Annotated in this window: 23 protein-coding genes and 1 pseudogene; all 24 read left to right on the top strand. The window is 39.3% G+C overall.

Annotation, left to right across the window (positions count from 1 at the left end; genetic code table 11):
- The first annotated feature begins 18 nt into the window (after positions 1-18).
- The 24 genes and pseudogenes from sucC to JCM10596_RS13900 all read left to right on the top strand — a co-directional run bounded on the left by sucC (position 19) and on the right by JCM10596_RS13900 (position 22,162).
- Positions 19-1,179, top strand: coding sequence for an ADP-forming succinate--CoA ligase subunit beta (gene sucC, locus JCM10596_RS14010; protein WP_025027671.1), 1,161 nt, complete (start codon positions 19-21; stop codon positions 1,177-1,179).
- Between the two features lie 18 nt (positions 1,180-1,197).
- Positions 1,198-2,103 (top strand): succinate--CoA ligase subunit alpha, encoded by a 906-nt coding sequence (gene sucD, locus JCM10596_RS14005; protein WP_025027670.1) that lies wholly within the window; start codon positions 1,198-1,200, stop codon positions 2,101-2,103.
- A gap of 83 nt (positions 2,104-2,186) precedes the next feature.
- A complete protein-coding gene (dprA, locus tag JCM10596_RS14000; RefSeq protein ID WP_025027669.1) occupies positions 2,187-3,293 on the top strand; it encodes a DNA-processing protein DprA in 1,107 nt (368 codons plus the stop codon).
- Between the two features lie 87 nt (positions 3,294-3,380).
- A complete protein-coding gene (gene topA / locus JCM10596_RS13995) occupies positions 3,381-5,453 on the top strand; it encodes a type I DNA topoisomerase (RefSeq protein WP_025027668.1) in 2,073 nt (690 codons plus the stop codon).
- Between the two features lie 18 nt (positions 5,454-5,471).
- The gene (gene trmFO, locus JCM10596_RS13990; protein WP_025027667.1) at positions 5,472-6,785 is read left to right on the top strand and encodes an FADH(2)-oxidizing methylenetetrahydrofolate--tRNA-(uracil(54)-C(5))-methyltransferase TrmFO; all 1,314 of its coding nucleotides are present in this window, start codon (positions 5,472-5,474) and stop codon (positions 6,783-6,785) included.
- 82 nt (positions 6,786-6,867) lie between these two features.
- On the top strand, positions 6,868-7,749 hold the full coding sequence (gene xerC, locus JCM10596_RS13985) for a tyrosine recombinase XerC (RefSeq protein ID WP_034681376.1): 882 nt from the start codon (positions 6,868-6,870) through the stop codon (positions 7,747-7,749).
- A 19-nt stretch (positions 7,750-7,768) separates the two neighbouring features.
- Entirely contained in the window at positions 7,769-8,314 is a 546-nt protein-coding gene (hslV, locus tag JCM10596_RS13980; protein WP_025027665.1) for an ATP-dependent protease subunit HslV, read from the top strand.
- A gap of 34 nt (positions 8,315-8,348) precedes the next feature.
- Positions 8,349-9,755, top strand: a complete 1,407-nt coding sequence (hslU, locus tag JCM10596_RS13975; protein WP_025027664.1) for an ATP-dependent protease ATPase subunit HslU — start codon at positions 8,349-8,351, stop codon at positions 9,753-9,755.
- 22 nt (positions 9,756-9,777) lie between these two features.
- Positions 9,778-10,554, top strand: a complete 777-nt coding sequence (gene codY / locus JCM10596_RS13970; protein ID WP_025027663.1) for a GTP-sensing pleiotropic transcriptional regulator CodY — start codon at positions 9,778-9,780, stop codon at positions 10,552-10,554.
- Positions 10,555-10,965: 411 nt separating this feature from the next.
- Complete coding sequence (locus JCM10596_RS31405; protein ID WP_369345641.1) at positions 10,966-11,145, top strand: flagellar basal body rod protein FlgB; 180 nt, start codon at positions 10,966-10,968, stop codon at positions 11,143-11,145.
- A gap of 166 nt (positions 11,146-11,311) precedes the next feature.
- Positions 11,312-11,770: a flagellar basal body rod protein FlgC gene (gene flgC, locus JCM10596_RS13965; protein ID WP_025027662.1), complete on the top strand. Its 459-nt coding sequence runs from the start codon at positions 11,312-11,314 to the stop codon at positions 11,768-11,770.
- A 58-nt stretch (positions 11,771-11,828) separates the two neighbouring features.
- Positions 11,829-12,080 carry a flagellar hook-basal body complex protein FliE gene (gene fliE / locus JCM10596_RS13960; RefSeq protein WP_051541327.1) on the top strand — a complete coding sequence of 84 codons (252 nt, stop codon included), beginning with the start codon at positions 11,829-11,831 and terminating at the stop codon, positions 12,078-12,080.
- 25 nt (positions 12,081-12,105) lie between these two features.
- Positions 12,106-13,674 (top strand): flagellar basal-body MS-ring/collar protein FliF, encoded by a 1,569-nt coding sequence (gene fliF, locus JCM10596_RS13955; RefSeq protein ID WP_025027660.1) that lies wholly within the window; start codon positions 12,106-12,108, stop codon positions 13,672-13,674.
- A gap of 9 nt (positions 13,675-13,683) precedes the next feature.
- A complete protein-coding gene (gene fliG, locus JCM10596_RS13950) occupies positions 13,684-14,697 on the top strand; it encodes a flagellar motor switch protein FliG (protein ID WP_025027659.1) in 1,014 nt (337 codons plus the stop codon).
- Positions 14,690-15,493, top strand: coding sequence for a FliH/SctL family protein (locus JCM10596_RS13945; RefSeq protein ID WP_025027658.1), 804 nt, complete (start codon positions 14,690-14,692; stop codon positions 15,491-15,493). Before fliG ends, JCM10596_RS13945 begins: the two co-directional genes overlap by 8 nt.
- Positions 15,490-16,817: pseudogene (fliI, locus tag JCM10596_RS25615) on the top strand (flagellar protein export ATPase FliI). Before JCM10596_RS13945 ends, fliI begins: the two are co-directional and overlap by 4 nt.
- The gene (gene fliJ, locus JCM10596_RS13935; protein ID WP_025027657.1) at positions 16,810-17,265 is read left to right on the top strand and encodes a flagellar export protein FliJ; all 456 of its coding nucleotides are present in this window, start codon (positions 16,810-16,812) and stop codon (positions 17,263-17,265) included. Before fliI ends, fliJ begins: the two are co-directional and overlap by 8 nt.
- Positions 17,262-18,164 (top strand): MotE family protein, encoded by a 903-nt coding sequence (locus JCM10596_RS13930; RefSeq protein WP_025027656.1) that lies wholly within the window; start codon positions 17,262-17,264, stop codon positions 18,162-18,164. Before fliJ ends, JCM10596_RS13930 begins: the two co-directional genes overlap by 4 nt.
- A 40-nt stretch (positions 18,165-18,204) precedes the next feature.
- Complete coding sequence (locus JCM10596_RS13925) at positions 18,205-19,611, top strand: flagellar hook-length control protein FliK (protein ID WP_025027655.1); 1,407 nt, start codon at positions 18,205-18,207, stop codon at positions 19,609-19,611.
- A 14-nt stretch (positions 19,612-19,625) separates the two neighbouring features.
- Complete coding sequence (locus tag JCM10596_RS25610; RefSeq protein ID WP_025027654.1) at positions 19,626-20,165, top strand: flagellar hook capping FlgD N-terminal domain-containing protein; 540 nt, start codon at positions 19,626-19,628, stop codon at positions 20,163-20,165.
- Positions 20,152-20,550, top strand: coding sequence for a TIGR02530 family flagellar biosynthesis protein (locus JCM10596_RS13915; protein WP_025027653.1), 399 nt, complete (start codon positions 20,152-20,154; stop codon positions 20,548-20,550). The genes JCM10596_RS25610 and JCM10596_RS13915 overlap by 14 nt, the downstream gene beginning before the upstream one ends.
- An 83-nt stretch (positions 20,551-20,633) precedes the next feature.
- Positions 20,634-21,452: a flagellar hook-basal body complex protein gene (locus JCM10596_RS13910; protein WP_025027652.1), complete on the top strand. Its 819-nt coding sequence runs from the start codon at positions 20,634-20,636 to the stop codon at positions 21,450-21,452.
- 46 nt (positions 21,453-21,498) lie between these two features.
- Positions 21,499-21,714 (top strand): flagellar FlbD family protein, encoded by a 216-nt coding sequence (locus JCM10596_RS13905; protein WP_025027651.1) that lies wholly within the window; start codon positions 21,499-21,501, stop codon positions 21,712-21,714.
- Positions 21,707-22,162 carry a flagellar basal body-associated FliL family protein gene (locus tag JCM10596_RS13900; protein ID WP_025027650.1) on the top strand — a complete coding sequence of 152 codons (456 nt, stop codon included), beginning with the start codon at positions 21,707-21,709 and terminating at the stop codon, positions 22,160-22,162. The genes JCM10596_RS13905 and JCM10596_RS13900 overlap by 8 nt, the downstream gene beginning before the upstream one ends.
- The last annotated feature ends 44 nt before the right edge of the window (positions 22,163-22,206 follow it).

Below are 22,206 nucleotides of genomic sequence, written 5' to 3'. Positions count from 1 at the left end.
TGGACAGGAGGAAGTAGGATGAATATCCATGAGTATCAAGGAAAAGGAATCCTGAAACAATATGGAGTAGTCGTTCCTGAAGGAAAGGTTGCTTTTACAGTAGATGAAGCTGTTGAAGCAGCAAAAGAACTAGGAACAGCAGTTGTAGTAGTGAAGGCTCAAATTCATGCTGGTGGACGCGGTAAAGCGGGTGGTGTGAAAGTAGCTAAAAACTTAGACGAAGTACGTACATATGCCTCAGAAATTTTAGGGAAAGTGTTAGTAACACACCAAACGGGTCCTGAAGGGAAAGAAGTAAAACGCTTACTTATTGAGCAAGGTTGCGATATTAAGAAGGAATATTATGTGGGTGTCGTTGTGGACCGCGCTACAGGTTGCGTTGTGATGATGGCTTCTGAAGAAGGTGGTACGGAGATCGAAGAAGTTGCTGAACATTCACCTGAGAAAATTTTTACAGAAGTGATTGATCCAGCTACTGGCTTAGTTCCATTCCAAGCTCGTAAATTAGCTTACGCGATCAACATTCCCAATGAGCTAGTCAATAAAACGGTTAAGTTTATGATGGCACTTTATCAAGCTTTTGTAGACAAAGATTGTTCAATGGCTGAGATCAATCCTTTAGTTGTTACTGGTGATGGAGATGTGATGGCACTTGATGCAAAATTAAATTTCGATTCCAATGCTTTATTCCGTCACAAAGATATTCTTGAATTAAGAGATTTAGAGGAAGAGGATGCCAAAGAAATAGAGGCTTCTAAATATGATTTAAGCTATATTGCGTTAGATGGAAATATCGGTTGTATGGTCAATGGAGCTGGACTAGCTATGGCTACAATGGATATTATTAAACACTATGGTGGAGACCCTGCCAACTTCCTTGATGTTGGAGGCGGTGCTACTACTGAAAAGGTAACTGAGGCCTTTAAAATTATTTTATCTGATGAGAAGGTTCAGGGAATCTTTGTCAACATTTTTGGTGGAATCATGAAATGTGATGTTATTGCCAATGGTGTTGTTGAAGCTGCAAAACAAGTAGGCTTGGATCGTCCGCTTGTTGTGCGTTTAGAAGGTACGAACGTAGAGTTAGGGAAGAAAATTCTAAATGAATCTGGACTAAACATCGTAGCTGCTGAATCAATGGCGGACGGTGCTGAAAAAATTGTCTCATTAGTAAAATAGGAAGGCGGGAGTAAGACGATGAGTATTCTTATAAATAAAGATACGAAAGTTATATGTCAAGGTATTACTGGTGCTACGGGGCTTTTTCATACCAAAGGCGCTATTGAATATGGAACTCAAATGGTAGGTGGTGTCACTCCTGGTAAAGGTGGCACTGAAATCGAAGGCTTACCAGTATTTGATACTGTTCAGCAGGCTGTAGATGCGACGGGTGCAACAGCTACTGTTATTTATGTTCCCCCTGCATTTGCTGCTGATGCTATTATGGAGGCTGTTGATGCCGAATTAGATCTTGCTATTTGTATCACTGAAGGAATTCCTGTCATTGATATGGTCAAAGTAAAACGCTATATGGAAGGTAAGAAAACAAGATTAGTAGGTCCGAACTGCCCTGGAGTAATCACTCCAGAAGAGTGTAAAATTGGAATTATGCCAGGCTACATTCACAAAAAAGGTCACGTAGGGGTCGTTTCACGTAGTGGTACATTAACATATGAAGCGGTTCATCAATTGTCTACTCGCGGAATTGGACAATCTACAGCAGTAGGAATTGGCGGTGACCCTGTCAATGGAACGAACTTTATCGATGTTTTAAATCTATTTAACCAAGATCCAGATACGTATGCTGTGATTATGATTGGTGAGATCGGTGGAACGGCTGAAGAAGAAGCTGCTGAGTGGATCAAAGCCAACATGACGAAGCCAGTAGTTGGATTTATTGGTGGGCAAACAGCACCTCCAGGAAAAAGAATGGGACATGCTGGGGCTATCATTGCAGGTGGAAAAGGAACAGCCGCAGAAAAGATTGCTACTCTTGAAGCTTGCGGTGTAAAAGTAGCAAAAACTCCAGCTGTTATGGGTGAAACGTTAGTGTCGGTTCTTGAAGAAAAAGGTTTGTTAGAAAAATGTATTACACATAAATAGGATATAAGGAAAACTTCGAAGCTACACCTCAAATAAAAAAGGTGTAGCTTTTTATTTTTGTCAGTGAAGGAGAAAATGAAGCAATGATCCAAGATGTATTCCTATGTTTATCGATTACTCCAAAAGTAGGATGGAGCACGATTGACCATTTGAATCAAGTGGGAATCGATCAAAGTGTATTTAACCTAGATAAGATCCAGTGGAAAAAAAGATATCCTTTTCTTAATGACAACCAAGCACTGGCATTAAGTGAAACAGTGACAAAAAACGTGCTGTTTCAACAAAAAAAGAAACTAGAAGCCTTGCAAATTCAGGCACTTACCCCTTATGATCCAGAGTATCCTCCTTTATTAAAAGAAATTTTTAATCCTCCTTGGGTTCTATATGCATGGGGAGATCTTACCCTACTTTCGCGCCCAGGATTAGGTGTGGTAGGTTCAAGGAAAACAACCCACTATGGACGTCATGTGACTGAAAAGTTGGTCCCAGAGCTTGTTCATAAGGGGTGGGTGATCGTGAGCGGTCTTGCTTTGGGTATTGACGCGATTAGCCATGAATCGACTCTTCGGGCAGGGGGAAAGACGGTAGCTGTTTTAGGCTCAGGCATTGATGTCATATACCCAAAAAACAATCGAAATTTGTATGAACGGATTAAGGAGCAAGGTTTGCTTCTTTCCGAATATCCACCGGGAACACCCGCTATTCCAGCGTATTTCCCTCAAAGAAATCGAATTATTTCTGGTCTTTCACATGGGATTATTGTGATTGAGGCGGCAAAGAAAAGCGGTTCTTTAATCACTGCCCACTTAGCACTGGAGCAAGGCAGGGATGTGTTCGCTATTCCTGGATCTATCTTTGATTTTCAGTCTGTCGGAACGAATTTGCTAATCCAGCAAGGGGCTAAGCTCGTGACGAATGCGTTAGATATAGTAGATGAATTTCCACATGTTTCCCTACCGCTACCCCAAGAAAAAAACGATCATGGATTAAATGAAGGAATAATGGTAGAAGATATAGAAAAGGAAATCTTAGAAGTGTTAAAATTCGAAAAGAAGCATATGAATGAAATACTCACTTTAACAGGGACCTCAATGACTGAATTATCTCACTATATGTTAAAGCTTGAAATGAAGGGATTTATAAAGGCATTGCCGGGCTCTTTCTACCAAAAAATTAGCTCGTTTGAATAAATTAAGAAATGAATGGTTTGACAAATGAATTATAATTGTTTCATAATGGAAAAGATTTTATAACACATGAGAGGGGGAGGACATCTCATGGCAGAATCCTTGGTAATTGTGGAATCTCCCGCTAAGGCGAAAACCATAGGTAAGTATCTCGGTAAGAAATATATAGTAAAAGCATCCATGGGTCACGTTCGTGATCTTCCTAAAAGTCAAATGGGTGTTGAAGTAGAAGACTTCACTCCTAAGTATATTACAATTAGAGGAAAAGGGAGTGTCCTGAAAGAATTAAAGGATGCCGCAAAAAAAGTGAAAAAAATATATCTAGCGGCTGACCCTGACCGTGAAGGGGAGGCAATTGCTTGGCATTTAGCTCACAGCTTAAATATCGAGCCTTCTTCGACCTGTCGAGTCGTCTTTAATGAGATAACAAAACAAGCGATTGTTGATGCATTTAAACATCCAAGACCAATTAATATGGACTTGGTTAATGCGCAACAAGCTAGACGTATCTTAGATCGCTTAGTTGGATATAACATTAGTCCACTATTATGGAAAAAAGTAAAAAAAGGATTAAGTGCTGGTCGAGTCCAATCTGTTGCTGTTAAACTGATATCCGATAGAGAAAAAGAAATTACAAGCTTTATCCCTGAAGAATATTGGAGTATTACGGCTCAATTGGAACAAAAGAAAACTTCTTTTGAAGCCAAGTTTTACGGTGTGGATCAGAAGAAGAAGAAGGATCTCCCTAATAAGGAAGAAGTAGATAAAATCATTAAACAAATTCAGAAACAGGATTTTATCGTTTCTTCTGTACAAGAAAGAGAAAGAAAAAGAAACCCTGCACTTCCCTTTATCACAAGTTCATTACAACAGGAAGCAGCGCGCAAGCTTAATTTTAGAGCGGCTAAAACCATGATGATTGCTCAGCAGCTTTACGAAGGTGTGGATCTGGGTAAAGAAGGCGTAACGGGTCTTATTACCTATATGCGTACAGATTCAACTAGAATTTCTGACACAGCAAAAAATGAAGCTGCCCAGTACATACGTGAAACTTATGGGGAGAACTTTTTATCCACAGTAAGCCCTGCGGAGAAAAAGAAACAGAATGCACAGGATGCCCATGAAGCCATTAGACCAACATCCATCATGCATGATCCAGCTTCGCTTAAGAACATCCTATCTCGTGATCAGCTTAGACTGTATCGCTTAATTTGGGAACGTTTTATTGCTAGCCAGATGGCCCCTGCTGTTCTAGATACATTAACGGTTGATTTTAATGTGAATGGTGTCATCTTTCGCTCAACCGGATCTAAGCTAAAGTTTCCAGGCTTCATGAAGGTCTATGTAGAAGGCAATGATGATGGGAAAACAGATGAAGACTCTTTTCTTCCTGAGTTAAAAGAAGGGCAAAAGGTTAAGGTTCAAAATATTGATAGTAAGCAGCATTTTACTCAACCTCCGCCAAGGTATACAGAGGCTAGGTTAGTTAGAACGTTAGAAGAGCTTGGAATAGGCAGACCTTCAACCTATGCGCCTACGCTAGATACCATCCAAAAACGAGGGTATGTGGGCTTGGAGGATAAGCGATTTGTTCCTACGGAATTAGGAGAAATCGTAATTAAGTTAATGGAAGAGTTTTTTCCCGAAATCTTAAATACGGATTTTACTGCTGAGATGGAGTCACATCTTGACTTTATTGAAGAAGGAAAAGAAGATTGGGTGCAGATCCTAAAAGATTTTTATAAGGACTTCGAAAAGAGACTGACTGTAGCTGAGGAAGAAATGAAGGAAGTAGAGCTTGAAGATGAAATTGCTGATGAGGACTGCGAGCTATGTGGAAAACATATGGTCTACAAATTTGGTCGCTTTGGCAAGTTTCTGGCTTGCTCTGGTTTCCCAGATTGTCGAAATACAAAACCTATAGTCAAAGAGATAGGTGTGGAATGTCCTAAATGTAAAGAAGGGCAAATCGTTGAAAGAAAGAGCAAGAAGAAACGTCTGTTTTATGGATGTAATCGTTATCCAGAATGTGATTTCTTGTCTTGGGATAAACCTATTTCTAGACCATGTCCAAAGTGTGAAGGGATGCTGGTCGAAAAGAAAGGGAAAAAAGAAACAAAGATCCAATGTGTATCCTGCGATTATGAAGAAAAGCAGTTGTAACTAGAAAGGATTGTAGATATGTCTGAACCCATTGTAAAAGTAGTCGGAGCAGGTTTAGCAGGAAGTGAAGCTGCGTGGCAAATTGCCAAGCAGGGGGTAAGAGTCCATTTATACGAAATGAGACCTGTGCAGAAAACGCCTGCTCATCGCTCAGAGCAATTCGCCGAGTTGGTCTGTAGTAATTCATTAAGAGCAAACACCTTAACCAATGCAGTAGGAATTTTGAAAGAGGAAATGCGTCATCTAGATTCAGTTATTATTAGAGCTGCTGATGAGTGTTCGGTGCCAGCTGGTGGTGCTCTTGCGGTGGACCGTGAGGAGTTCTCCGGCAAGGTTACTCAATATGTTCAAGAACACCCATTGATTACAGTTTCACGCGAAGAGGTGACCGACATTCCAGATGGGATTTCCATTATCGCTACTGGACCTCTAACCTCTCCTGCCCTTTCAGAGAAATTAAAGCAGGTTACAGGAGAAGAATATCTATACTTCTATGATGCAGCAGCTCCCATCATAGATAAAGAAACCATTAATATGGATAAAGTATACTTAGCCTCGCGCTATGATAAAGGAGAAGCTGCTTACCTCAATTGCCCAATGAATGAAGAGGAGTTTACCGCCTTCTACGAAGCACTGATTACAGCAGAGGTTGTTCCATTGAAGGAGTTTGAGAAAGAAATTTATTTCGAAGGATGTATGCCGGTTGAAGTCATGGCGAAACGCGGAGATAAAACATTGTTGTTTGGTCCCCTTAAACCAGTAGGCCTCATTGATCCTAGAACAGGCAAACAACCCCATGCTGTTGTTCAATTAAGGCAAGACAATAGTGCGGGAACATTATATAATATTGTTGGTTTTCAAACTCACTTAAAATGGGGAGATCAAAAAAAGGTGATACAACTCATTCCAGGATTAGAACAAGCGGAGATCATTCGCTATGGAGTGATGCACCGTAATACCTTTATTAACTCACCTAATCTGCTTTCGCCGACCTACCAGTATAAAGGTCGGGATCATTTGTTTTTTGCTGGACAGATGACGGGAGTAGAAGGCTATGTTGAATCTGCCGCTTCTGGTTTGATTGCAGGAATCAATGCTGCGCGTCATGCTAAAGGAAAAGAGCCCTTGGTGTTTCCGCATGAAACCGCGATTGGTAGCATGAGTCATTATATTACAACGGCAGATCCTACTAATTTTCAGCCTATGAATGCGAACTTTGGTCTGTTTCCGCCTTTACCTAAGAGAATTAGAAACAAAAAGGAAAAAAATGAAAAGTATGCTGAAAGAGCACTAAGCACAATTCAGAATTTTTCACAAAATATACACAATTGATATTGCTTCCTCATATTGGAACATGGTAATATAGACGTGACGGTGTAAGGATAAGGGTGATATCAAATTGAACGAAGCTTTAATGAAATTCGTCCATTTATTTATAGAATATTTACAAATAGAGAAAAATGCTTCAGATCATACGATTACTAACTACGTTAGAGATATTGAAGACTTTTCCGAATTTCTAAAGCAGCAAACCAGATTGGACTTTGCTGCTGTTTCTTATTTAGACGTCAGAAGTTATTTAACTCTGTTACATAAAAAAGAATATGGGAGAAGGACGATCGCGCGAAAACTTTCCAGCTTACGAAGCTTTTTTCGCTTTTTACAACGTGAGCAATATCTCCAGTCAAATCCAATCCAACTAGCTGCCTCCCCAAAATTAGACAAACGATTACCGCACTATTTCTATTCCACTGAATTAGAGGAACTTTTTTCTGTTGCGGATCTAACACAGCCCCTAGGACAAAGAAATCAAGCAATCTTAGAAACACTATACGCCTCAGGGATGCGGGTCAGCGAACTTGTAGGATTAGATCTTGAACACCTTGATTTGGATGTGGGAATGGCACTTGTCTATGGGAAAGGTAGCAAGGAGCGTTTTGTACCACTCGGGCAATTTGCGATAGAGGCACTGGAAAGATATATAGATAACGGGCGTCTACAACTCAAACCCAAAAATGAAAAGGCTCTATTTCTTAACAAATTAGGAAATCGATTAAGTGATCGAAGTGTAAGAAGAATTCTAAATCAGCTTATAGAACAGAGCACCCTTACTCTGAGAATATCACCTCATAAATTAAGACACTCTTTTGCTACTCATATGCTTGAAGGAGGAGCAGACCTACGTTCAGTACAAGAAATGCTAGGACACGTGAATATATCTACTACACAAATTTATACTCATATTACAAACCAACGATTAAGGGAAGTGTACAACAAAACACACCCGCGTTCGTAAGAAAAAGGAGTTGGTCTTGGTGGAACAACAATTTCATGCAACAACCATTTTTGCAGTACAGCATAATGGAGAAGGATCAATGACAGGCGATGGGCAAGTAACTTTTGGCAACGCGATGGTCATGAAGCACTCCGCCAAAAAAGTGCGCCGGCTGTATCGTGGTCAAGTGGTTGCGGGTTTTGCTGGTTCTGTAGCCGATGCGTTAACGATCTTCGAAATGTTCGAAGCGAAGTTAGAGGAGTATCACGGGAGCTTAAAAAGAGCAGCTGTAGAATTGGCCAAAGAATGGCGTATGGATAAAATGCTGAGACGCTTGGAAGCCATGATGATTGTTATGGATAAAGAGCATCTTCTCCTTATATCAGGGAATGGAGAAGTCATCGAGCCAGATGATGGCATCTTAGCCATTGGATCAGGAGGAACCTATGCTTTAGCAGCGGGAAGAGCATTAAAAAAATATTCTCCCCAGTTAACAGCTAGAGAAATTTCGGAAGCGGCTCTAACCATAGCTGGAGAAATTTGTGTCTATACAAATAATCAATTGGTGACTGAAGAAGTAATGTAAATCAAATACCATAATAAGGTTGGAGGTTGATCTTTTGAACAGAGAAGCGTTAACTCCAAAACAAATTGTTTCAGAATTAGATAAATATATCGTTGGTCAACATCAGGCCAAGAAATCTGTTGCAATTGCTTTGAGGAATAGATATCGAAGAAGCTTACTACCTGCTCATCTTCAGGATGAGGTCATTCCTAAAAACATTTTAATGATCGGATCAACTGGAGTCGGAAAAACAGAAATCGCAAGGCGCTTGGCTAAGCTTGTCAATGCTCCTTTTATCAAAGTAGAAGCAACTAAATTTACTGAAGTTGGGTACGTTGGACGTGACGTAGAATCGATGGTCAGAGATCTAGTTGATACCGCGATACGCATGGTGAAGGAAGAAAAGATGGAGAGTGTGAAAGAACAAGCAGAAAAAAATGCGAACCAGCGTATCGTTGAGCTTTTGGCCCCGAATAAAAAAGCAGCTAAATCTTTTAAAAATCCTTTGGAGATGTTTTTCGGTGGAAATGAGGATGAAGCCGAAGATAAACAGGAGCATGTGATTTCAGAGGAACAAGAGTTGGCTCAAAGGCGAAGACAATTAACACATCAGTTAGCTTTGGGTGAGTTAGAAAATCATTATGTTGAGATTGAAGTAGAAGACCAGTCACCTAATATGTTTGAAATCTTTTCAGGTCAAGGTGTCGAACAAATGGGAATTAACATGCAAGAAATGTTTGGCAATCTCATGCCTAAAAAGACAAAAAAACGTAAGCTTACCGTGGCAGAAGCAAGAAAAATACTAACCCAGGTAGAGGCTGGTAAATTGATTGATTTAGATGAGGTGCAACAAGAATCAATACGTAGGGCTGAGCAATCTGGTATTATTTTCATCGATGAAATAGATAAAATTGCCGGTAAACAGTCGGGCCAATCTCCAGATATATCAAGAGAAGGAGTTCAAAGAGATATCCTTCCAATTGTTGAAGGCTCAACCATTATGACTAAATACGGTCCAGTAAAGACTGATTATGTCTTATTTGTAGCTGCCGGCGCTTTTCATATGGCAAAGCCATCTGATTTAATTCCAGAGCTACAAGGGAGATTTCCTATTCGTGTAGAGCTTACTGATTTAGTGATTGAGGATTTTATTCGAATCTTAACGGAACCAAAAAACGCTTTGACGAAACAGTATGCAGCACTTATTGAAACAGAGGGAATTAAGGTAACCTTTACAGAGGAAGCCATCCGAGAAATTGCAGGAATTGCTTCAGAAGTTAATCGTTCGACAGATAATATTGGAGCGCGTAGACTACACACGATATTGGAAAGGCTATTGGAAGATCTGTCCTATGAAGCTTCAGATATTCATCTAGAGGAAGTTGTCATTACCCCTGAATATGTTCATGAAAAATTAGATGGAATTATTAAGAACAAAGATCTATCTCAATATATTTTGTAAAGTCTGAAAGGAGTTTGATGATATGGATTTATTAAGTAAGACACGTAGAATTAATAATATGCTGCAAAGGGTATCAGGTCCCGTTAACTTTAAGGAAATGGCCGAGGTACTATGTGAAGTAATTGAAGCTAATGTGTTTGTTGTTAGCAGAAAAGGAAAGCTATTAGGCTTTTCAATTGCTCAGGAGATTGAAAATGAAAGGATGTCACATTATCTAGAGGATCGTAAATTTCCTGTGGAATATACCGAAGGCATCTTAAAGCTACAAGAAACATCTGCTAATTTAGAAGTAGATAGTCCTTACACTATTTTCCCAGTAGAAATGAAGACCTTCTTCTCTAATGCATTAACCACAGTGGTACCTATAGTAGGTGGAGGAGAACGATTGGGGACATTGGTTTTAGGTCGCGTTAATAACACATTTGAAGATGATGATCTTATTCTAGCAGAATATGGTGCAACCGTTGTAGGGATGGAAATCTTAAGAGAACGTGCAGAGGAAATCGAGCATGAGGCAAGAAGTAAAGCTGTTGTTCAAATGGCGATCAGTTCTTTATCCTACAGTGAGTTAGAAGCAGTAGAGCATATTTTTCATGAATTAGATGGAAAAGAAGGCTTGTTAGTAGCAAGTAAAATCGCAGACAGAGTAGGGATTACTCGTTCCGTGATTGTCAATGCCCTGCGTAAGCTAGAGAGTGCTGGGGTCATTGAATCTCGATCATTGGGGATGAAAGGAACATTTATCAAAATCTTAAATGAAAAATTAATGATCGAACTTGAAAAACTAAAGAATGCGTAGTATAAATTCCCTATACTGCCATATTAGATAGTTGACTACCATAATTGCATAAGTAATACCATAAAATACTTGGCCTTTTCCAATAAGAAAAGGCTTTTTTATTTTATCTACATTTGATAGTATTTATGTATCTGTTACAACAAGCTTCGACAAAAAACGATATATTTTTTATATGAAAGTCGAAAAATATAGGACTTTAAGCCAATAAAACTGTTTTATGTCTAGACCGTTTATCCTATTTTTAAGCTTTTGGATAAAAAAATAAAGGTATTTTGAAGGTTTTTGTAGAAAAATGTAACACCTTTATTTTTTCTATTATTTTCAGAAGGAGGGATGAATTAAAATGAGCATCTTTTCTACCTCAACTACTAACCTAGAAACGCGTTAAATGTAGCGTCACTAAAGCAACGAGTGATCTCTTCAAATGTTGCTAACGTTGATACGCCTAACTATAAAAGTAAAGAGGTTTCCTTTCAATCGGCTTTACTTAACGCAGTTGAACAGCAAAAAGGATTAAAAAGTTACCGCACAAGTGAAAAGCATCTTCCATTTTCGACACACCAAAGCGCAATCAGCCATATGCCAAAGTAGTATCAAGGCCTCATACTTTATTTAATCATAATGGGAATAACGTAGACATGGATTATGAAATGGCTCAGCTAGCCCAAAACCAACTTTGGTATAATGCGCTAACGGAAAGAATCAATGGTAGATTTAATTCTTTAAGAACTGTGATCACTGACGGGAGGTAAGGTAGTTGAGTTTATTTCAAGGGTTAAACATTAGTTCAAGTGCTCTAACAATGAATCGATTTAGAATGGACGTTATTTCGTCAAATATTGCTAATGCCAATACGACGAGAGCTAAATTGCAAAATGGAGAGTGGGTTCCATACCAACGCAAAATGGTGGAGATTTCACCTACAGGCGGAAAACCTTTCCGAAGCTTTCTGGATAAAGCTGTAGGCACTCAATCAGGTCCTCTAACAGCTGGTGTTCAGGTGTCAAAAATTAAAACAGATCGTACCCCTTTTAACCTTGTCTATGATCCAACTCATCCTGATGCTGATCAAGAAGGGTATGTTCGTCTGCCGAATGTCGATATAGCCAAGGAAATGGTGGATATGATGTCGGCAACTCGTTCTTACGAAGCTAATGTTACAGCATTAAATGCTTCAAAAGGAATGTTCTTAAAAGCATTGGAGATTGGAAAATAGAAGGGGGTAAGCGATCGTGAAGGTAAATAGCATACAAAACTTGATTCCACTAGAAAAAATTCAGCAAACTCCTAAAAGCGAATCGACATCAATTGATTTTAAAAATACTTTGATGGACGCCCTAAATAAGGTAGAGGCTGCACAAAAAGAGTCAGAAATCAAAACAAATCAACTTATTACAGGTGAAATTACTGATATACATCAGGTCATGATAGCGGCACAAAAGGCTAGCTTATCTTTGCAGCTTACTGTCCAGGTAAGAAATAAAGTAGTAGAGTCTTATCAGGAGATCATGAGAATGCAAGTATAATTAGCGACCTAGGATGGGGTGAATTATGAAGGACCAGATGCTGCAATATAAAAATCAAATAAAAGAGACTTGGGACAGTCTCTCAAAAAAAAATAAACTAATGATTATCGGGACATTTATCATATTGTCCGTAACGTTGGCCCTTTTTATTCATTGGGCGTCCAAGCCAGAATACGTCCCTATTTATACGAATCTTAAGCCTGCAGAAGCTGGTGAAATTGTATCAACAATAGAAGCGACTGGGGTTCCTGTACAGTTGTCACCTGATGGAACGAGCGTAAGTGTTCCGAAGGCACATGCAGCAAAGCTGAAAGTGGATTTAGCACACGCAGGGATTCCAAGAAGTGGAAACATTAATTACGGTATATTTAGTGAAAATATGGGTTTTGGAATGACAGATAAGCAATTTGATGTGGTTGAACGGGACGCCATGCAGAATGAGCTAAGGTATTTGATCGAAGAGATGGATGGCATTTATAGTGCTAATGTGATGATTACTTTGCCAAAGGAGTCACTTTGGGTCGCTGATGGTGATCAAACAGCTACTGCCTCTGTGGTACTAAGTCTGCAACCAGGTCTAGAGCTTGATCCGACAAAAGTAAAAGGATTGTACCATCTGATTAGTAAGAGTGTGCCCTCCTTACCGGTAGAAAATATCGTCATTATGGATCAGAACATGTACCCATTGGAGTACGTGAACGATTCAGGACTGGACTCTTCACTAACTGTCCATCAACAAAATAGACAGATCAAAAAAGACATCGAGAAAGACATCCAACGTGAATTACAACAATTCTTAGGACGTATTTTAGGAATGGACCGTGTCATCGTATCGGTTTTTGCGACAGTAGATTTTTCAAAAGAGAAAAGAGAAGAAAATTTAGTTGAAGCGATTGACAAAGAGAACAACGAAGGAATCGCCATAAGTATAGAAAGAATTCAAGAATCCTTCTCAGGGGAAGGAACGTCAATGGATGGTGTTCCTGGGACTGGAGAAACAGATATTGCTGGTTACCCAGGCGCTAACGGAGCTCAAAATAGTGAGTATGAAAAAACGGAAGAACGAATTAATCGTGAAGTGAATCGAATCTTTCGTCAGATTGAAGCGAGTCCCTTTATGATCAATGATCTTGCCATTAGCGTAGGTGTTGATCCTCCTGAGGGTGTAGAAATTGATGAAGTAAAAGGTGAGATTGAAACCATTTTGCGCAATGTCGTTCAAACCTCTCTAAGTGCAAATGGAGTAATACCTGAGAATTTAGAGGAGAAAATTACAGTTTTTGCGAACGAATTTAAGGGTCGCCCTGTCATTGAAGATCCTCAGGCGAGTATTTCTCAGCTTCTTCTTTATGGTGTAGGAGCATTAGCCCTATTAGCTATTGCGGGTGTTGCATTTGCCTTAATTCGTAAATCTCGAAGAAAAGAAGATGAGGAATTGGAAGAGGTAGTATCACAACCTGTTGCTCCAATGCAAGACTTTGATTTTGATCAAGATAATCCAGAAAAAGCGAAGAGAAAACGAATCGAGCGTTTGGCACAAAACAAACCAGATGAATTTGCGAAGTTGTTAAGAACATGGATAGCTGAAGAGTAGGTGAAAAAAATGGGGAAATCATTAAAAGAAGTCAATGGAAAACAAAAAGCTGCCTTGTTACTCATTTCGCTTGGCCCAGAAGTATCTGCTCAGGTGTTCAAACACTTGAGTGAAGAAGAGATTGAACAACTTACACTTGAAATAGCAAATGTAAGAAAAGTAGACTCTGCACAAAAAGAAATGATTTTAGACGAATTTCATGATTTGTGTGTCGCCCAGGATTATATTAGTTCAGGCGGTATTACGTACGCCAAAGACATCTTAGAAAAAGCATTAGGTCAGCAAAAAGCATTGGATATCATTAATCGTTTAACTGCCACCTTGCAGGTACGACCTTTTGATTTTGCTAGAAAAGCAGATCCGGGTCAAATCCTAAACTTTATTCAAAATGAGCATTCTCAAACGATTGCCTTGGTTCTTTCTTATTTAGAGCCCGTTCAATCCGCTCAAATATTATCTGAGCTGCCTCAAGATAAACAAGCGGATGTCGCTAGAAGAATTGCTTTGATGGATAGTACTTCTCCAGAAGTAATCAGTCAAGTAGAGCATATTTTAGAACAGAAGTTGTCTGCAACGGTTACTCAAGACTTTACTGCAGCAGGCGGAATTGAAGCTGTGGTTCAAGTATTAAATGGAGTCGATCGTGGAACAGAGCGAACCATTCTGGACGCTCTTGAAATTCAAGATCCTGAATTAGCAGAAGAGATTAAGAAGAGAATGTTTGTCTTTGAAGATATTGTGTCGATTGATAATCGTTCCATTCAACGTGTCATTCGTGACGTAGAGAATGCCGATCTACAGCTTGCCCTAAAAGTTGCGAGTGAAGAAGTGAAGGAAGTTATTTTCAGAAATATGTCCAAACGTATGGCAGATACATTTAAGGAAGAAATGGAGTTTATGGGCCCTGTTCGTTTGAAGGATGTTGAGGAAGCTCAAACCCGTATTGTCGCCATCATTCGCAGATTAGAAGAGTCTGGAGAGATTATCATTGCTCGTGGTGGAGGAGATGATATCATTGTCTAACGTCTACAAATTTTCTCAAGTAGAAAATGACAAGAAAGTTATCGTCACTAAACCGATCGCGGTTCAGCCGAAAGAACCTTCTGTAGAAGAGAGTCAAACCCTGGAAAGTGAAATGGATGAGTTAATCAGACAAAGAGACGGCTTAATTCAAGAAATTCAAGAGCTTCAAACTCGAAAATCTGAGCTAGCGGATGAGTTAACCATAGAGCGAGAGAAATTTCTGCATGAACTACATGAGTTGAAAGAAAATCAGGAAAACGAAATGAGAATTCAAGCCGATACTATATATACAGAGTCAAATCAGCAAGGGTTTGAACAAGGATATGAAACAGGGTATCAGCAGGGAATGCAGGAATGGGTTGAAAAAAACCAAGAAATTCAGCAGATTATTACCTTAGCATATGAAGAGAAGCAAACGATTATTCAAGAAGCAGAACCATTTTTGCTTGATTTAAGTGTTCAAATTGCTAAAAAAATCTTACATGTTGAATTAGAGTTGCATCCTGAAAAGGTTGTCGACATGATCAAAAAGTGCTTGCTTCAAGTTAGTGAAAGGCAGGAAGTAGTGCTTCAGGTGGCTCCAACTAGCTATCCAATCGTCCAAGGACAAGTGGAAGAATTGAAACAGTTTATTGAACCAAGTGCTGAGTTGCGTGTTGTACCAGATCAGACCTACTCGGGTCTAGGTTGTATGATTCATACTCCTCATGGTTCATTTGATGTGACGCTGGATAGTCAATTAGCAGAAATCAAAAAACATCTTTTAAGTTATTTTGAGGAGAGTGCAGAACAATGATGAGAAGGGTGGATGAGTATATTTCTGTACTTGATCAAATACAAGCTGTTCAAAAGCATGGTAAAGTAAGTCAAGTCATTGGATTGACCATAGAGTCAGATGGTCCTAACGCTAAGATTGGGGAGATCTGCCTCATCTACCCCCACCAAGAAGCTGTACCCATTAAAGCTGAGGTTGTTGGATTTAAGCAAAGTAAAATATTGCTGATGCCATTAAATGATATCTCACATATTGGTCCAGGATGTTTAGTTGTTGCAACAGGTTCTCCTCTACAAATCAAGGTAGGTACGAATTTACTGGGGAGTATTTTAGATGGGAATGGTTGTCCTTTGGACGGCTCAAAACTCCCCAAAGGATTAAGAAGCTTTTCTACAAATAATCAGCCGCCAAACCCGTTATCAAGGCCTAGAATCCATGAACCGATGGAGGTTGGGGTACGCTGCATAGATGGATTGTTAACCATTGGTAAGGGTCAAAGGATCGGGATTTTTGCAGGAAGTGGTGTAGGAAAAAGTACATTAATGGGAATGATCGCTCGAAATACCTCGGCAGATATTAATGTGATTGCACTTATTGGAGAGAGAGGAAGAGAGGTTCGAGATTTTATTGAACGAGATCTTGGACCGGAAGGGTTGAAAAAGTCCGTTGTTATTGTTGCAACCTCTGATCAACCTGCGCTTACACGACTCAAAGGAGCTCTTACTGCTACTGCCATTGCCGAATATTTTAGAGATCAAGGAAACAATGTCATGCTCATGATGGATTCAGTGACACGTTTTGCTATGGCACAACGTGAAGTAGGGCTGGCTATTGGTGAACCGCCGACAAGCAAAGGATATACTCCAAGTGTGTTTGCTTTATTACCAAAGCTCTTGGAACGCTCAGGAACTTCATCGAGAGGCTCTATTACTGCTTTTTATACCGTTCTAGTTGATGGTGATGATATGAATGAACCCATTGCCGATGCTGTTCGTGGAATTTTAGATGGGCATATCGTGTAGATCGTAAAATAGCTCAAAAGGGACAGTTTCCAGCGATCAATCTTCTACAAAGTGTAAGTCGAGTGATGCATGAGATTGTTTCAGCTGAACAATTGCAAGCAGCAGAAATATTGAAAAAAAATCTAGCGATATATGAATCCTCAGAGGATTTGATTACCATTGGGGCATATAAAAAGGGATCAAGCAAAGAGATAGATCAAGCCATACGGGTCTATCCTCAAATTCAAGAATACTTACGCCAGGGAATTTATGAAGTCCCCTCTTTCCAAGAAAGTATTCAGTTGCTACAAACTAGGTTTGGAAAGGATGTCATAAATGTCTAAATACATTTATCCTTATCAACGAATTCTTGAAATGAAGGTCAAAGAGAAAGAAAATGCTCAGCTCTTAATGGCGAAAGCAGTACAAAAGCAAACAAATATTGAGTCCCGCATTATGGATCTTCAATCGACAATTACAACTGTACAAGAGCGTTTGTCTTCGGAACAGAATGTAGGGATGCCTATTCTGCAATTAAGGATGATTGGCGATTATGTGAGTAATTTGCAGAAACGTGTCGGAATTGAACGAATACAACTCGATTTCGCTAAAAAAAATGTCGATAAAAAGCAGGAAGTTCTAAGAGATGCGTTGAAAGAAGAAAAGACATGGGACTTATTAAAAGAAAAAAAACAACAAGAACATCTAGAGTTTATAAAACAAAAAGAGCAATCACAGCTAGATGAAATATCCAACCAAATGTTTTATAGACAGATGGAGGCTAAGGGGTGAACGAAATGGAGGAAACCGAAAAACCATATACGAAGCTGGAATTCTTTTTCTATGCTTTGTTCATTCCTATTGTGTTTGCTATCGCTTTGTTTATCATCATCGGACATTTTAGTGGATATAACGTTGTAGGGAAAGCCTTAGAAGTAGGACATAAGGTGCCAGGACTCTCTTCCATTCTTCCGGCTAAAGAGGAAGAGAAGAGCGAAACTGTAGGAGTAGAGTTGGACAAGGTCCTAACTAATCTTGAAGAGGCTGAAGATCGAATTAAGAATTTGATCGCAGAAAAAGCACAACTAGAAGAAAATGTTTCTGTTAAGGAAGCAGAAATCGAGGCATTACAGGAGCTAATTAAACGCTTAGAAGAATCATCAACAAACCAGACGATTTCTTCTGAAGAGTATCATTCGAAGGTTCAAGAATTAGCGAAGCTGTATGGTGGAATGTCAGCCGGTAAAGCCGCTCCTATTATACAGAACCTGACTTTAATGGAAGCCGCTCTTATTTTAGATCGAATGAATAATACCCAACGAGCAGGAATTTTAGCTAAAATGGACCCTACCTTCGCTGCAAAGCTAACTGTTACATTAAAGGAAATGGATAAAGTAGATCATCCCGAAATAGCTGCATTACAAGAGCGTATTCAGTTGCTAATGCAAGAGTCCAACGTAAAAACGGAAGGAACGAAGAATACCTTAACCATTGATCAAATGGCAAATACCTTTAATCAAATGCAAGCAGGTCAAGCAGCAGGAATCTTAACCGAAATGAGCGCTACTACCGCTGATTTTAATCTTGCTACTAGGATATTGGCGAATATGAATGAAGCGAATCGTTCCACACTCATTGCCGCAATGCCCACTGAAATTGCCAGAAGATATACGAAGGCACTAGTAAATTAATTCGTTATCTTTCTCCTGTGAAAGGGGGTGAAAAAATAAAATGTCAGCTATTCAATCAATGATACCCTTATCGACCTCTGCACTTACTGATCATGCAGCACCGGCTACTCATCTAGGTTCTGCAAATGGTAAAGGACCTAAATCTTTTGGATTGCTGCTTCTACAGTCACAAAATCAATTGCGTACTGAAGTGGAAAAAGTGGATACTACACCGCTCCTTGAGTCTGTACCTGAAGTTCTTTTAGATCTGATGGCAATGTTCTCTCTCAAAGATGAGGAAATCGACACAGAGCTTCAACAACAGGTTGAGATCGAAGAAGAAATGGTAGTAAATTACTTGGAACAGTTAATTGATATGCTCCAACATGCAGAGCAAGATAAGGTTGAAGAATCATCTTATGAAGCGATCCTATCCTTCTTAACTCAGCTGCCGATTACGTTAGTACCAGAACAAAAGGAACATTCTCAGCCTACATTTTTGGACGGAGCAGAAGGGAAAGGGGCTCAAGTACAACAAAACCTTTTTCAAGCACAAGATTTTCTGAAATGGCAGTATTTATATGAGAAATTTGCAGGGAATCAAGCTTCCAAAATAGCGGATAGCACCACTTCAATTTCAAAGCAGCTAGAAGAAGCTCTATCATCGCTTAATAAAGTGTGGAGTAATCAAGCTGAATGGAAACAGTTTCTGGTTGGACAGATGCAAAGCCAACTGAATGTAAAAGAAGCCATCGCAACAATGACTAAAACAGGAAGAGCTCTAGCGATGATGCCAGCTTTTGTACCTTCTGCTTTATTGGTAAGTAAAGAGATGCAACAAGAAACCTCTCAGACAGATATGAGAAATACTGAGTCGCTTCCAACCATGAAGCAGGAATCTGAAGTATTGATTAAACCTACTCCAGCGGTAACAAACTCTTTAGAAATGGGAGTAAGGGATGCTGCTACATCTCAAAATGTACAGACTCAAGCTAATACTGAACCGGCTCCAACCGTTCGGATGGGACAATTGCTTCAGGACATGAAAGAGGTATTCAGAACACATTTTCAACAGTTGAAAAGTGATGATGCGGCACAAATAAGAATCAAGCTTGCTCCAGAACACTTGGGACATCTCGATATTAAAGTGATATCAGAAAATGGGAAAATAAGCGCGGTTGTTCTTGCAAGCAGTAGATTAGCCAAAGAAGCACTCGAACTTCAATTAAGCCAACTAAGACTTGCTTTAACTCAGCAAGGTTTGCAGGTAGATAAAATTGAAGTGGCTCAACAAAATCAAACCAATCAATCACTACATCAACAACAAGATACGAAAGGCAACCAACAATACTCTCAACAAAGAGATCAAGAGGCACAATCAACTGGAAACGAAGAGGACGAATTTTCATTTGAAAGTGAACTTGAAAGGATGCAGGAAGAGATTGCTGGAATCAACTATGTTGTTTAAGGAGAGAGTGTCATATGCCATCAACAAACAACTCAGTGTTCCCTTCATTACCACAAAATAATGGTTACTACTCCAATGTTCCTACATTCGAAGAAAGGGGTACATTAGGGAAGGATGCATTTCTAAAGCTTCTAGTTGTTCAGCTAAGAAATCAAGATCCGATGGAACCACTTCAGGATCGTGAATTTATTGCTCAAATGACTCAATTTAGTAGCTTGGAGCAGCTCACAAATATGGGGAAAAGCATGAACCGTTTTTTAGACTTCCAAATGAACAATGTGATCACCCAACAAGCCAACATGCTCAATCAGAAAGTGTATTGGGAAGAAAAACTTGATCATATGACGAGAAAAGGGGAAGGCGTTGTAACGGCTCTTACACTAAAAGATGGAGCCCTATTTGCAGAATTAGATAACGGAGTAAGAATCCCGCTTGAGTATATCTATCGTATTGAAAGAGCGGCTCAACAAGAAAATAAATCATCTAATCAGGTGACCGAGCAAGAAAACAAGGCAACAGAAAAGGTGGTTGAAGAGGATAATGGCTCAGTTTAAAATAGGAAATTCTTATTATCCTAAGAGTCCTATTCTGCCAAATCATCACCCATCTAGAAAGATAAATCATGTACCGCCGAACTCAAATAGCTTTGCACAACATTTGCAGGATACACTTATACAACAACAACCTAAATTAAAATTTAGTCAACATGCGACAGCTCGTTTGGAAGAAAGAGGGATTGATTTATCGACTGATCAAATGGCTCGATTACAGGATGGTATGATGAAGGCCAAGGAGAAAGGCTCGAAGGAATCGTTATTGTTACTTGAAGGACTCGCGTTTGTCGTAAGTGTAAAAAACAACACTGTCATTACAGCTATGGACCAAAAAACGATGAATGATCAAATCATTACAAATATTGATAGTGCTGTGATCTTATAAAATTATATGGCTGGACCAATACGGAAGCCATCTGTTGCTGACTGATTGAGGCAACACACAAATCATGAGGGGGAAAACAATACATGTTAAGATCATTATACTCTGGTGTTTCTGGAATGAAGGGCTTTCAAGTGAAGTTGGACGTAATCGGTAATAATATTGCCAATGTAAATACGGTTGGTTATAAGAAGAGCCGTGTGGTATTCTCTGATGTATTAAGTCAGAACATCTCTGGTGTCACAGCTCCTGAAGCAGGTGAGCGTGGAGGAGTTAACGGAAGACAAGTAGGTTTAGGTTCAACGATCGCTGCGATTGATGTTCTTCACACTCCTGGTTCTCCTATGACAACTGGAGTCATGACGGATTTAGCGATTGAAGGGAATGGCTTTTTCTTAGTGGTTCCTCCAGGAGGAAATGAAGATAATCCACTCTATACTCGTGCAGGAAACTTCTATCGAGATGCGGCTGGTAACTTAGTTACATCTCAAGGATATTTAGTTCTTGGAGATGGTGGACCGATTGAAATAGATGAAGGATTTGTTGCCTTTGAGATTTCTCGTAATGGTGATATTATCGGGGTTACTCAAGACGGAGATTCTGAACTAATAGGAACCTTGGCTTTAGGATTTGTTGCTAACCCAGCTGGATTGCGTAAAGTCGGTGGTTCAATGTATGAGATGACTCAGAACGCGAATCCTGGAGGGGAGCATAATATTTCCACCATTGATGATGCAGAAGGTCAATTAGCACAAATTATCTCTGGAGTATTAGAGATGTCCAACGTTGATTTGACAGAAGAATTTACTGAAATGATCATTGCACAAAGAGGTTTCCAAGCCAATTCCAGAATCATTACAACATCAGATGAAATATTACAAGAAGTAGTAAATCTGAAACGATAGGAGGGATAGGCTGAATGGATGATACATTCATTCAGCCGACCTATCTATGATTGAACTAACAAAATTAAACCAGCAAAAAATCACAATCAATGCCATTTATATCGAGAGAGTAGAACCAACACCTGATACATTAATCACATTAACAAATGGAAAAAAGATTCTAGTATTAGAGCCTGTAGGGGAGGTATCAGATAAAGTGACTGCTTTTTATAAAAAGATAGGTCTCTTTTTTGAGATGAAAGAGGGGCAGGATGATGTTTAAAAATAAACTGTTTAATATGGCTCTTATCATTATGATAGGTATCACATTGTTGGGTGGAGTTTCCTTTGTTCTCTGGAAAACAACGTTTGCTCCAACTACTGGAGCAGCACAAGAAGAAGTGATCGAAGAAAGAAAATTAACGGCAGATGAATTAGTGGAATACATGGTAACAACTGATGTAATTACCACTAATATTAGTCCGAAAGGCTATATTGTCGTACAATTTGGTATCCTTCTTGATGGTAAGAAAGCAAAGGCAGAATTTGAAAAAAGAAATGTACAGGTGCGTTCCATCATTATCTCTGAGCTTGCTTCTTTAACTCATGCAGACTTAGAAGGAAGTGCAGGAATTAATCGTCTAGAAGCCATTCTAATGAATCGCTTTAATGAAATTATGTTAGATGGAAAAGTACAAAGTATCTATACAGTTGATCTCAAATTGCAATAATGGTAGAACTTTTTGAAATATAGCTATTCATTATACATTATTTT

Origin of the sequence: Caldalkalibacillus mannanilyticus JCM 10596, assembly GCF_000615945.1 — a bacterium.
Taxonomy (GTDB): Bacteria; Bacillota; Bacilli; order Caldalkalibacillales; family JCM-10596; genus Bacillus_AT; species Bacillus_AT mannanilyticus.
The sequence above is the reverse complement of the archived record's forward strand: the minus strand, read 5'-3'. Positions and strand labels throughout refer to the sequence as shown.

Excerpts from the sequence above, each read along its gene's own strand:
- topA (WP_025027668.1), top strand. The coding sequence starts at position 3,381 with ATGGCAGAATCCTTGGTAATTGTGGAATCTCCCGCTAAGGCGAAAACC.
- JCM10596_RS13915 (WP_025027653.1), top strand. The coding sequence starts at position 20,152 with ATGGCTCAGTTTAAAATAGGAAATTCTTATTATCCTAAGAGTCCTATT.
- fliJ (WP_025027657.1), top strand. The coding sequence starts at position 16,810 with ATGTCTAAATACATTTATCCTTATCAACGAATTCTTGAAATGAAGGTC.
- dprA (WP_025027669.1), top strand. The coding sequence starts at position 2,187 with ATGATCCAAGATGTATTCCTATGTTTATCGATTACTCCAAAAGTAGGA.
- JCM10596_RS13900 (WP_025027650.1), top strand. The coding sequence starts at position 21,707 with ATGTTTAAAAATAAACTGTTTAATATGGCTCTTATCATTATGATAGGT.
- trmFO (WP_025027667.1), top strand. The coding sequence starts at position 5,472 with ATGTCTGAACCCATTGTAAAAGTAGTCGGAGCAGGTTTAGCAGGAAGT.
- fliG (WP_025027659.1), top strand. The coding sequence starts at position 13,684 with ATGGGGAAATCATTAAAAGAAGTCAATGGAAAACAAAAAGCTGCCTTG.
- codY (WP_025027663.1), top strand. The coding sequence starts at position 9,778 with ATGGATTTATTAAGTAAGACACGTAGAATTAATAATATGCTGCAAAGG.
- JCM10596_RS13905 (WP_025027651.1), top strand. The coding sequence starts at position 21,499 with ATGATTGAACTAACAAAATTAAACCAGCAAAAAATCACAATCAATGCC.
- JCM10596_RS13910 (WP_025027652.1), top strand. The coding sequence starts at position 20,634 with ATGTTAAGATCATTATACTCTGGTGTTTCTGGAATGAAGGGCTTTCAA.
- sucC (WP_025027671.1), top strand. The coding sequence starts at position 19 with ATGAATATCCATGAGTATCAAGGAAAAGGAATCCTGAAACAATATGGA.
- sucD (WP_025027670.1), top strand. The coding sequence starts at position 1,198 with ATGAGTATTCTTATAAATAAAGATACGAAAGTTATATGTCAAGGTATT.
- xerC (WP_034681376.1), top strand. The coding sequence starts at position 6,868 with ATGAAATTCGTCCATTTATTTATAGAATATTTACAAATAGAGAAAAAT.
- fliF (WP_025027660.1), top strand. The coding sequence starts at position 12,106 with ATGAAGGACCAGATGCTGCAATATAAAAATCAAATAAAAGAGACTTGG.
- JCM10596_RS13925 (WP_025027655.1), top strand. The coding sequence starts at position 18,205 with ATGTCAGCTATTCAATCAATGATACCCTTATCGACCTCTGCACTTACT.
- JCM10596_RS25610 (WP_025027654.1), top strand. The coding sequence starts at position 19,626 with ATGCCATCAACAAACAACTCAGTGTTCCCTTCATTACCACAAAATAAT.